The following is a 10,868-nucleotide window of genomic DNA, read 5'->3' on the forward strand; positions in this document are numbered from 1 at the left end:
GGGAAGTGTTGGAGGGCTGTGGATCTTCTGGGACAGTAGCGCCGGGCTGGCTTTTGCCAATGTTCTTTTTGTACCAGTTCACAAAATAGCGGACTACCTCACCGCTGTTAAGACCATGCTTACGGCCAAGTTGGGATTGGCTCAGTTTGCCTTCAAGATATTCCCTTGCAACGGCAATTTTAAAAGATTCATCATAGGTAACAGGGTTTGAACCTGCTTTTCCCTTTCTCGGTCTTTCCATATTAATATAAAGTTAATGGTTAGTCCGAATTTTGTAAGGCAGTTTTAGGAATAGACAGAAATGTCTAGATAGAAAGGTGCTTTGTTCTGCTATTGTTCGAGGTTTACCCTAGGTTTGTTCTTCTCAAACGGCATTTAGCAGAACAAACGACGAAGGAAACTGGGAGGAATGTGGGAGCAATTTTGGAATATAGGGTGATTTGAGAGATATGAAATGTTCTAATTTTTTACACCTTAAAAGCAATATTGTTGTGTTTATGCAGAATTTATAGATTATAATATAACATATACAAAATTCAACGTATTATATTTGTGTTCCGAAAATAACTTATATGCATGCTGAAGTTCCTTTAAATAATATCATTAAAATTGATTACACAACTGTTGAATGGCTAAAAAAAATAGCATTAAAGAACTTAGGCTTAGATAATATTAATAAATTAAGGGATAGGTTTGAGGGGCAATTATATCTAGATAATTTTTTAAAACGATCGTTTTTAGAAATTGCATTTGAGAAATATACCGGCATAAAATTTATTGACAAATTGAAAAAAGAAACATATAAGAATTATGTTCCAAGTTTTATTATTAATAAACAAACAATTTCTCTTTTTTCTTTTACAAATGGTGAATATCCAAAAATTTCCACAGAAGAATTTGACTTCGCTGTATTCGGAATGGTAAATTTAGAGGCAAGACAAACTGAACTGATTGGTTTTTTGCATAAAAAAGAGGTAGTTAAGTATACTTACAGTGACAGTCTTTCTCCATTAACTTCAAGGAATTATTTGGGCATGTTTAAAACTTTCGATAAAATTTTACCTATAAATAAACTAAGTTTATAAAATTATTGTAATTACTAAAAATATTAGTAATTTTGATGCTTGAATGTTAGGTGAAATTATGAATAACAAACTTAAAGTAGGAAGTCTTTATGCGGGTGTTGGCGGTATTTGTCAAGGATTTATTAATGCAGGTAATCAATTAGAATGGGCTAATGAAATAGATAAATATGCCTGTATTACATATCGCAACAATTTTACTCATAAGCTTTATGAAGAAGATATATTTAAGCTTGATCCAAAGGAAGTAGAACCTATAGATATTCTTGCAGGCGGTTTTCCTTGCCAACCTTTTTCAATAGCAGGATTTAGAAAAGGTTTTGAAGATGAAAGAGGTAATCATTTTTTTAGAATTATACATTTCGCAGAAATATTAAAACCTAAGGTAATTTTCCTTGAAAATGTTAAGAATTTAGTTTCACACGATGAAGGAAAGACCTTAAAGATTATCAAATCTACTCTTGAAACACTTGGATATACTGTACATTTCAAAGTGTTAAATTCTAAAGATTACGGGAACATACCTCAAAATAGAGAGCGTATATATATAGTTGCGTTTAAAAAGGATGAAAATGGTGAAGATATTTATGGTCGTTATTTTAACTTCCCGAAAGCCATAAATCTCGATGTAAAAATTAAGGATTTACTTGAAGATAATAATGAAGAGCGTTATTATTACAGAGAGGATAAAAAAATATATGGTGAGTTATCAAAAGGTGTAAAATCAAAAGACACTGTTTATCAATGGAGAAGGCATTATGTTAGAGAAAATAAACAAAATGTCTGTCCTACTTTAACAGCTAATATGGGTACGGGAGGCCATAATGTTCCAATTATTTTAACTGATAATGGAATTAGAAAATTAACACCAAGTGAATGTTTTAGGCTACAAGGGTATTCAATTGAATATAAATTACCAGATATTTCACAAGCGCAATTGTATAAGCAAGCAGGAAACTCTGTAACGGTTGCTGTTATTGAAAGACTAGCAAAAGAAATTCAATCAGCAATAATGCTAGGGGATTCTAATATTCAAAATGATAAGCAATCTGCCTAAATAGACTTCTTTAAAAGTGTAACTTACACCAAATAAATTTAATTTATGCTTTTTTTAGACTTACAAAATGAATATAGCATTCAAAAATATGGTAAGTATTTACAGCTAATTTCTTCATTGTCAGATTTATTTAGCGAATCTAAACTTCCATTTCTGCATTATCGTGCAGCTGAAAATATTTTTTGCAAGGCTTTTGACGCAATGAGCTATGCTCGAGGGGATATAGCTTATGATGCGAAGAAAGAAAATTTTGGTATTGGTATAAAAACATTTTTGCTGTCAGGACCATCAAAAATGGAAAAGGTAGCTGAATTTAATTCACACAGTTATTTAATACGTTCACTTAGTTCAGAGGATAAAATAGCTAAATTGATTGAACTTCGTAATGAACGCATAAGTTTCGCAAATAGGGCATGTGACACAACAAAAGCAATATATCATTGTATTGGAAGAACTGAAGGGAAATTAAGAATATTTGAAACTGGTTATGATTTTATAGAAAGTTCAAGCATTCATAGTATTATTGAAGGAGAAAAATCTATCTTTTTTAAAGATAAGTACAATGAATATAATTTTAATTATTCAAAAAGTACTCTTTTTAAGAAATTTTTTATCCCTGGGAAAACTCTTGATGTAGATATAGAAATTCTTAAAAATCCTTTAGAATTTTTGGAACGTGTTATGAAATTCCCAGAGATTGAAGATACAAGGAATATAGCCTTTGAAAAAGCAATTGTATATGAGATAAAAACTCCAAAGCAAGATGATACTGTAATATTACCGCTTTATTCCCCACGAGAAAAAAGATTAAATAGACAGGCTGTCCCTTTAGGTAGTCAATTAAATCAATGGAATGCTAAGGGTAGAGCTAGAGATGAAGGAGAGATATATATTTCAATACCAGCTGAAGTTCATCATAAAAGCCCCCACTTCTTTCCTACAAGAGATAAAGCATTTAACCTTTTATTGCCATCTGGAGAAACCCTAAGTGCTAAAGTTTGTCAGTCAGGTGATAAGGCTTTAATGACAAATCCTAATAAGGCTTTATCACAATGGCTTTTGAGAAAGGTATTACTTTTGAAACCAGGACAATTATTAACATATAAGCATCTTCAAGACCTTGGTATTGACAGTGTGAGATTGATCAAATTGGGTGCACTCAATTATAAGATAGAGTTTTCTCGATTAGGTAGCTATGAAGATTTTATTACAAGAGGAGAGTAGTCTGTTTATGCCAAATAAAATTATATATAGTTGTTCTATCTTAAAATTTTAAGTCTTAAAAATTGATTTTACAACAGTTTCAAAAACATTCCAATCTTCTTTATATTTTTCAATTAAACTGAGATTTATAATTACTCCATTTTCAAGTAATAATGGGTCAATGAATTCTTTAACGGGAATAATATAGCAAGTCCCAAATCTTCTATCAACAGCAACATAAATATCACAGTCCGTTGAAGATATTTTTTTTCCAAGGTTTGTTTCTGCTCTATGATCTATGCCTTGGCCTCCTCTATCTCTATCTTTAAAAGAAATGACGTCACCAGAGACTCCTTTAACCTGTATTCGTAAAAGCCTTCCATTAAAATCGATAATTGCATCATATCTACTAGATCTTACATCAACATTCGAACAGTTAAAACCTAATAGTATAGCCCTACTAATAAATAAAAACTGTGCACTATCACCAGCGTTAGCAGACATTGTACCTGTATTTATATTCAATTCGTTTTCTGGATAGCCTCTAGAATAAATAAAGTCGTATTGTTTATTAAGCGTTTTCTTTAAGTTTGTTCTTATAAATCGAAATTTGTTATTCTCAACGGTCTCTTTAAAATATTTCATGCAATATTCAATATACTCAGATTTCGAAATGTTTGACCCTAATGATTGCAAAACATTTTTTTCATAAAAAGCAATAAGAGAAGACGTTCTTATTAAATTATTATTTGCAATTCGCTCTATTCTATTTTTTCTATAATTCTCATTAGATAAATGAAGTAGTAATTTTTGTTGAAAACCTTTTTCGTAAATTAATCTAGATGAAAAAATTTTATCCATATAATCTTTTAAGTTCTGAATAGATCTAAATAGAACCATTCCTGCTTCGTCAAGAATAAAATTTGATGCATTAATCGCATTAATATTTTGTTTAATATATATTTTTTTTAAAGTACCACTCATAATCTTCGCCTTTTTGAAAGGATAATTATAGATATATTTATTAACTTAAAAGAAAATATCATTATTTCGAATAGAAGCAAATAGCTAATTCTATTCAATTACAAGGCTTATGACTAAGTCAAATAGAGGTCACTATACCAGTTAAGTATAATTGAAAAACATTCCTAACGCACGGTAGAGAAATTCACAATGCTCAAGCCAAGAATAAAAAACTTACCTCATGAAGTTTGCAAGCAAAAACAAGGTAGGGCTAAGCAATTTAGAAGTGAAAGGTGCTAAGGTTAATGATGAGAAAATTGAAAAAGAAGTAGATATGATAAGACCAATACAAGGACTGCCGGTAATTCTTATTTACTCCGTCCCCCAAGCATACCTGAAGCGTAGCATAAGCGTATATGAAGCATAGTTAATGCGTAGTTGCCAAACAAATATTTAACAACTACGCCTTATTCTTTATTTTCACTAATTACTTTTCCTGCATCTTACTGATTACAGTACTTAGCGCATGTTTAAGCTTTATCGTAGCACTTTTAAGCGCCATATCATAAGTGTTGCCTAAATCGCTGGTTACAACAGGTTGTCTGCCCTCTATACGAGCTTCTAATAAACACTTCTTATCGTTAATGCCACTTTTGTTTCCGTTCTCATCAGATAGGTGGACTTCTAAACGGCTGATGTGGTCGATATATCTTTCTAAATCTTTGGTTAATTGTTCCGAAATTTGAGTTTCGTAAGCTTCGTGTATTGTTAAGTTTTTATCTGCGTTTAGTTGAATGATCATTGGTTTTGGATTAGAATTTATATTGTTAGTACAACAGTAAAATTGGTGGGTTGTTTGGTGTTATGGGGCAAAAAGATAAAAGATTAAAGTGGAAAAATGTAATATACAATCCAAGGGTTTAAGACTTAGTTGTTTAGAGGTTTTGAACCACCAAAGAAACCGATAGGTTATAGGTTGGTAGTGATTCTACCATCTAAGAAATCTTAGGGCATCTTAGATAGTTAGGGTTTTGAACCACCAAAGAAACCGAGAGGTTATAGGTTGGTAGTGATTCTACCATCTAAGAAATCTTAGGGCATCTTAGTTAGTTAGGTTTTGAACCACCAAAGAAACCAAAGGACACGAAGGAGGTTATGATTGATAGTGATTCTACCAGCTAAGAAATCTTAGGGCATCTTAGCTGTACAGTAGCCTTAGATTTTCTAAGCTGTCTTAGCTGGTAAGCCTTTTCTTTGCTCTTGTTCCTTTATCCTTTTTAGCTTAGGTTTGCTATGGTGTCTTTGGTGGTTGATTTTTCTTTGGTCTTTTTGCTTTAGTCTTTCAGCTTTTGAAATAGATCCTTCGCGTTGCTCTGGATGACAAAAATTGTTGACCTATGACTTCATTCTTAACTTATGTTTTCTATGTGCCTTTGTGGTTGATTTTTCTACTTAGATTTTCTAAGCTGTTTTAGCTGGTAAACCTTTTCTTTGGTCTTTTTGCTTTAGTCTTTCAGCTTCTTAAATCTCCGAAGTCATCCTGCCTAAAAACACCTTTTCCTCTTCATTTAAATATGGACTTAACTTTGCATAAACATTAGCATGGTACTGGTTTAGCCATTTAATGTGCGATTGCTCCAATAATTCCTTCTTTACCAAGGTAGTATCGATAGGCGCAAGTGTTAAAGCCTCGAAAGCATAAAATTCATTAAACTCATTGCTTTGATCGCTAATGGTTAATACTAAATTTTCGATCCGAATACCATGTTTGCCTGAGCGGTAAATACCTGGCTCAATAGAAGTAATCATGCCCAATTCTACAGGTACAGCAGTTGCCGTAGCATTAAATACCTGCGGACCTTCATGTACATTTAAAAAATAACCCACACCATGACCAGTTCCATGACCATAATTTAAAGCAAAATCCCATAATGGTCGGCGAGTAATGGCATCAATTTGGTAACCACAAGTGCCTTTTGGGAAACGCGTTTTACAACCCTCAATCATTGCCTTTAACACCAAAGTGTAATCTGTTTTTTCTTCTTCTGTATTGTTGCCCATCGGTATCACACGCGTAATGTCTGTAGTGCCGTAGCGGTACTGACCTCCAGAATCTACCAAGAACAAACCTTCGGCCTTAATGGCAACATTGCTCTCTTTTGTTGCGCCATAATGAGGTAAGGCACCATGCGCTTTGTAAGCAGCAATGGTATTGAAACTTTCGCCAATAAAGCCATCTTGGGCCGCTCTAAAACTTTTGAGTTGAGCCGCTGCAGCTATCTCAGTTATTTCTATTTTATCTACATTTTCTTTTACCCACTTTAAAAACTGCGTAATGGCAACACCATCTTTAACCATTGCGGTGCGGGTGTTTTTGATTTCCGTTTCGTTTTTGCTTGCCTTTAATGCGGTTGATGGATTTATTTCTAAAACCGTATGCACAGCAGCTGGAATAAGCTTATACAAAGCAAAACAGTTTCTTTTTGGGTCTATTAAAATGGTGCTTTCCTGTGGGATAGCCTGTAAGTCGTTGGCAATAGTGTCATAACTTAAAATTTCTACACCATTTTTCGCTAAGGTGTATTTGTCCTCAGCTGTTAACTTATCAGGTTGTATATAAAGCGTAGCTTGCTCTAGGGTGATTAACGCAAAACTTAACACTACCGGATTGTAGCTTACATCTGCACCACGCATGTTGAAAAGCCATGCCATATCATCTAAAGAAGAAATCAAGTGGTAATTGGCATGATGTCGTTTCATTGCCTTTCTAACTTCAGTCAGTTTCTCTGATATAGCTTTGCCGGTAAATTCTGCAGCTATTAAAAAAGCAGGTTCACTTGGTAAGGCTGGTCTGTTTTCCCAAATCGGACTTAAATAATCTTTATGTTGAAGATTGGGCTTTAAATGCGCCAATTGCTTGTGCAACAACTCACCTAGTACAATAGAAACTAATTTTTCATCAAAAGCAATGTTGGCTCCATGTGGCAATTGCTCACTTAACCATTGAATATATTCTGGAGTTTGCTGTACCTTAAGTTTAACCAACTCAAAACCACTACCTGCCAATTGCTCTTCAGCTTGCTCAAAATACCTTGCATCTGTCCAAACCCCAGCAAAATCTTCGGTAATTACAACCGTAGCAGCCGAACCTGTAAACCCTGTAGTAAAGGGAGTGCACTTGTAATGGCTTGGTAAATATTCACTAATATGTGGATCGGCAGAAGGGATAATGTAAGCAGCAACACCATCAGTTTTCATTTGTTGGCGGATGGCAGATAGTTTTTCAATGTAACTCATGTTGCAAATGTGAGGATTTTAAAGTCTTTGGTCAATAGAGAAGGGTAGATAGTTGGGATGACTTTAGATGTACCAATGTATCTAATGGTATGCCCCTTGCTTTCTTGAACTATGCTGTCCCCCTCTGGAGGGGGTTGGGGGAGGAACAGTATTAATAGTTTAGAGGTTTTTATTGATTCCACCCCCTTTGATTCCCCCGCCAGCGGGGGACACTGGGCGGTTAACCCAATTGCATAAAAGACTTTATTAGTAGATATACTATCCGGCCTGTGTTTAGCACCTTGCTATTTGCATCCTGCATGTCCCCCTCTGGAGAGTTTATCCCGATTCATCGGGAGGGTTGGGGGAGGAATTGTTATTAATAGTTTAAGGTTTTTATTGATTCCACCCCCTTTGATTCCCCCGCCAGCAGGGGACACTGGATGCCTAACCCACAGTTCATTAGATAGGAGCAAATTTTTGATTTACCACAATCTTTCCCAAGTACGTTATCCGGCCTTGAATGCAAGGGAAGGAAGAATAGTTAATTGTTTAGGAGAGAGGTTTGTTTTCTTGTAAAGAATTAGCAGAATGGAGAAATGGAGGTTCTTCACCGTAATGGCTCAGTCTGCGGTTAAAAACAATTGACGTATTATTCCGACATGGCATTCTCAGCCTTGATTTTTGCTCAACTTTTCATCAAGGAAAAGTGGAATGCCATGGCGGCAAAGAGCCATTAAGAGATAATCTATAACTTTTCAAAACAGATATCTCAATCGCGAAAAGCTCATTTCGATATGACGATAGTTTTTAATAGTCTTCCTCGTGGGTAAGAGTCGGGTTATATAATAGTTTAGAGGTTATTTTAGATTCCACCCCCTTTGATTCCCCCGCCAGCGGGGGACACTAGATGCCTAACCCAATTGCATAAAAGACTTTATTAGTAGATATACTATCCACCCAGTGCTATGCGCCTCGCTATCTGCACCCTGCATGTCCCCCTCTGGAGGGGGTAGGGGGAGGAATTTACATCCAATAGCCGTTTAATTATGCGTCTTTGCCTTCTGTACCCTGCATGTCCCCCTCTGGAGGGGGTAGGGGGAGGAATTTACATCCAATAGCCGCTTAACTATGCGCTTGCTCTGCACCCTTCACATCCCCCTCTGGAGAGTTTATCCCGATTCATCGGGAGAGTAGGGGGAGGAACAGTATTAATAACTAAAGAGTTGTTTTAAAGATTCCACCCCCTTTGATTCCCCCGCCAGCGGGGGACACTGGGCGCCTAACCCTACTGCATAAAGACCTTACTATAAGAACACACTAAACAAATATTAACCATTATTTTTGATTATTGAATTATTTGAGTTAATATTGATGTAAATGAAAGTTTTACAATTTACAATCCCCGTTGCACAAGACAGAGCAGTAATTGTTCAGGAAGATGTAATGCCTCATTTTTACCCTTACTTGCACCGCCATCGCGAAGCACAATTGATATGGATTAAGGAAGGAGAAGGGACATTATTAGCCGATAATCAAATGTATCCCTTTAAAAAGAACGACATTTTTTTATTAGGCGCCAATCAACCACACCTATTTAAAAGTAATCCAGCATATTTTGAGGCAGAAAGCGGCTTAAAAATTCAAGCTTTAATGATTTTCTTTGATCCAAATGGAGCACTTGCGCCACTTTTAGATTTGCCAGAAATGCAATTGATCAAGTCATTTTTGCATTCTACCAATGGAGGATTAAGAGTATCACCTGCGCAAACAGATTTAGTGATACAGAAAATGCTAACTGTGCAATATGCTAAAAATCAGGAACTCATCATTCAGTTTTTACAATTGCTTAATGTGTTAACACAGCTGCAAGAAAGTTCAGAACCGTTAGCAGTTAACTCATCAGCAACATTTTCTGAGAGCGAAGGGATAAGAATTGGTCATATCTTTAATTTTTTAATGTCGCATTACGATAGGAACATTACCCTAGAAGAAGTTGCAGATGAAGCACACATGACTCCTCAAGCATTTTGTCGCTATTTTAAGAAACATACCCGACAAACATTTGTTGCCTTTTTAAATGAAATGAGGGTAAATGAAGCTTGTAAAAAGCTAACAAGTGGCAATTTCGAAAATATTTCTACTGTTGCCTATACTTGTGGTTTTAACAGTTTAACCAATTTTAACAGGGTATTTAAAAGTGTGATGGGCTATGCGCCTAAAACATATTTAGAAAGCTATTTTAAGAACATAAAGTCCTAAGGTTAAAATATGGTTATCATTCATCAAATCTAGTGAGATTTAACTCTCCACCAATCTCTAATTTTGATTAAATTAAATTGATTACTATGAAGAATATTGCATGGCAGGGAATTTACCCAGCACTTTTAACCCCTTTTACTGCAAATGATGAGATAGATTATCCATTGTTTCAAAAGAATTTAGAGGCACAATTAGCAGCAGGAGTAGCTGGAATTATTATTGGTGGATCTTTAGGAGAAGCTAGTACGTTAACTTCGCAAGAAAAACACGTGTTTTTATCATACTGTGTAAAAGTGGTAGAAGGCAGAGTTCCGGTAATTATCAATGTTGCCGAACAAAGTACAAAAGTAGCAATTGCAATGGCTAAAGAAGCAGAACAATTGGGCGCAGATGGACTGATGTTATTACCTCCGTTAAAATATAAAGCAGATGATGAAGAAGTAGTAACCTATTTTCAGGCCGTAGCGGCAGCAACTTCATTGCCTATTTTAATTTACAATAACCCTGTAGATTATGGAATTAAAGTGAGCATAGCCATGTTTGAGCAATTGTTGCCTTATCCAAATATACAAGCGGTAAAAGAGAGCACAAGAGACTTGGCTAATATCACTAACATGATCAATAGGTTTGGCAATCGCTTTAGGATTTTAGGTGGCGTTGATACCATTTCATTAGAAAGTTTAATGTTAGGTGCCGATGGTTTAGTTGCTGGTTTGGTAGATGCTTTTCCGCAAGAAACAGTAGCCATGTACAAGTTGGTAAAAGCTAAAAGATACGATGAAGCATTGGCCATTTACAGGTGGTTTATGCCATTGCTAGAGTTAGATATTCACCCTAAATTAGTTCAATACATTAAATTAGCAGCAACTGCAGTAGGTTTAAGCTCAGAATATGTAAGAGCGCCAAGATTGGTAATTAAAGGAGCTGAAAGAGAAAGAGTACTTCAAATTATAAATGATGCTTTGGCCAATAGACCAGAATTGCCAGATTATTTAAACTTGCAGGTAGAGTTAGTTTAGGTTTAA

Annotated in this window: 10 protein-coding genes; 6 read left to right on the forward strand and 4 right to left on the reverse strand. The window is 35.2% G+C overall.

Annotated features, from left to right (window positions below; translation table 11 throughout):
• A partial coding sequence (locus FA048_RS14735; protein ID WP_136841204.1) for a transposase occupies nucleotides 1-241 on the reverse strand: 241 nt, incomplete at its 3' end.
• 331 nt (nucleotides 242-572) lie between these two features.
• On the opposite strand from FA048_RS14735, the gene FA048_RS14740 reads away from it, so the two are divergent.
• The 3 genes from FA048_RS14740 to FA048_RS14750 are packed head-to-tail and all read left to right on the forward strand — an operon-like array spanning nucleotide 573 to nucleotide 3,363.
• Complete coding sequence (locus FA048_RS14740) at nucleotides 573-1,085, forward strand: hypothetical protein (RefSeq protein ID WP_136842463.1); 513 nt, start codon at nucleotides 573-575, stop codon at nucleotides 1,083-1,085.
• Nucleotides 1,086-1,143: 58 nt separating this feature from the next.
• A complete protein-coding gene (dcm, locus tag FA048_RS14745) occupies nucleotides 1,144-2,139 on the forward strand; it encodes a DNA (cytosine-5-)-methyltransferase (protein ID WP_136842465.1) in 996 nt (331 codons plus the stop codon).
• Nucleotides 2,140-2,184: 45 nt separating this feature from the next.
• Nucleotides 2,185-3,363 carry a phospholipase D-like domain-containing protein gene (locus FA048_RS14750; protein WP_136842467.1) on the forward strand — a complete coding sequence of 393 codons (1,179 nt, stop codon included), beginning with the start codon at nucleotides 2,185-2,187 and terminating at the stop codon, nucleotides 3,361-3,363.
• Nucleotides 3,364-3,411: 48 nt separating this feature from the next.
• Here the strand turns inward: FA048_RS14750 and FA048_RS19840 are convergent, their stop codons facing one another.
• The gene (locus FA048_RS19840) at nucleotides 3,412-4,326 is read right to left on the reverse strand and encodes a group I intron-associated PD-(D/E)XK endonuclease (protein ID WP_136842469.1); all 915 of its coding nucleotides are present in this window, start codon (nucleotides 4,324-4,326) and stop codon (nucleotides 3,412-3,414) included.
• A gap of 220 nt (nucleotides 4,327-4,546) precedes the next feature.
• On the opposite strand from FA048_RS19840, the gene FA048_RS14760 reads away from it, so the two are divergent.
• The gene (locus FA048_RS14760; protein ID WP_136842471.1) at nucleotides 4,547-4,732 is read left to right on the forward strand and encodes a hypothetical protein; all 186 of its coding nucleotides are present in this window, start codon (nucleotides 4,547-4,549) and stop codon (nucleotides 4,730-4,732) included.
• A 60-nt stretch (nucleotides 4,733-4,792) separates the two neighbouring features.
• Here FA048_RS14760 and FA048_RS14765 read toward each other — a convergent pair whose 3' ends face one another.
• The gene (locus FA048_RS14765) at nucleotides 4,793-5,107 is read right to left on the reverse strand and encodes an HPF/RaiA family ribosome-associated protein (RefSeq protein ID WP_136842473.1); all 315 of its coding nucleotides are present in this window, start codon (nucleotides 5,105-5,107) and stop codon (nucleotides 4,793-4,795) included.
• A gap of 719 nt (nucleotides 5,108-5,826) precedes the next feature.
• Nucleotides 5,827-7,602, reverse strand: coding sequence for an aminopeptidase P family protein (locus tag FA048_RS14770; RefSeq protein WP_136842475.1), 1,776 nt, complete (start codon nucleotides 7,600-7,602; stop codon nucleotides 5,827-5,829).
• A 1,359-nt stretch (nucleotides 7,603-8,961) separates the two neighbouring features.
• Between FA048_RS14770 and FA048_RS14775 the strand changes: the two genes are divergently transcribed.
• Complete coding sequence (locus FA048_RS14775) at nucleotides 8,962-9,843, forward strand: AraC family transcriptional regulator (RefSeq protein ID WP_136842477.1); 882 nt, start codon at nucleotides 8,962-8,964, stop codon at nucleotides 9,841-9,843.
• A gap of 86 nt (nucleotides 9,844-9,929) precedes the next feature.
• On the forward strand, nucleotides 9,930-10,862 hold the full coding sequence (locus tag FA048_RS14780; protein ID WP_136842480.1) for a dihydrodipicolinate synthase family protein: 933 nt from the start codon (nucleotides 9,930-9,932) through the stop codon (nucleotides 10,860-10,862).
• Nucleotides 10,863-10,868: the final 6 nt, after the last annotated feature.

Origin of the sequence: Pedobacter polaris, assembly GCF_005116505.1 — a bacterium.
GTDB classification, from domain to species: Bacteria; Bacteroidota; Bacteroidia; order Sphingobacteriales; family Sphingobacteriaceae; genus Pedobacter; species Pedobacter polaris.

What these genes read in the sequence shown, in the direction of transcription:
- FA048_RS19840 (WP_136842469.1), bottom strand. Translation starts at nt 4,326, where the DNA reads ATGAGTGGTACTTTAAAAAAAATATATATTAAACAAAATATTAATGCG.
- FA048_RS14780 (WP_136842480.1), top strand. Translation starts at nt 9,930, where the DNA reads ATGAAGAATATTGCATGGCAGGGAATTTACCCAGCACTTTTAACCCCT.
- FA048_RS14770 (WP_136842475.1), bottom strand. Translation starts at nt 7,602, where the DNA reads ATGAGTTACATTGAAAAACTATCTGCCATCCGCCAACAAATGAAAACT.
- FA048_RS14760 (WP_136842471.1), top strand. Translation starts at nt 4,547, where the DNA reads ATGAAGTTTGCAAGCAAAAACAAGGTAGGGCTAAGCAATTTAGAAGTG.
- FA048_RS14740 (WP_136842463.1), top strand. Translation starts at nt 573, where the DNA reads ATGCATGCTGAAGTTCCTTTAAATAATATCATTAAAATTGATTACACA.
- FA048_RS14775 (WP_136842477.1), top strand. Translation starts at nt 8,962, where the DNA reads ATGAAAGTTTTACAATTTACAATCCCCGTTGCACAAGACAGAGCAGTA.
- dcm (WP_136842465.1), top strand. Translation starts at nt 1,144, where the DNA reads ATGAATAACAAACTTAAAGTAGGAAGTCTTTATGCGGGTGTTGGCGGT.
- FA048_RS14765 (WP_136842473.1), bottom strand. Translation starts at nt 5,107, where the DNA reads ATGATCATTCAACTAAACGCAGATAAAAACTTAACAATACACGAAGCT.
- FA048_RS14750 (WP_136842467.1), top strand. Translation starts at nt 2,185, where the DNA reads ATGCTTTTTTTAGACTTACAAAATGAATATAGCATTCAAAAATATGGT.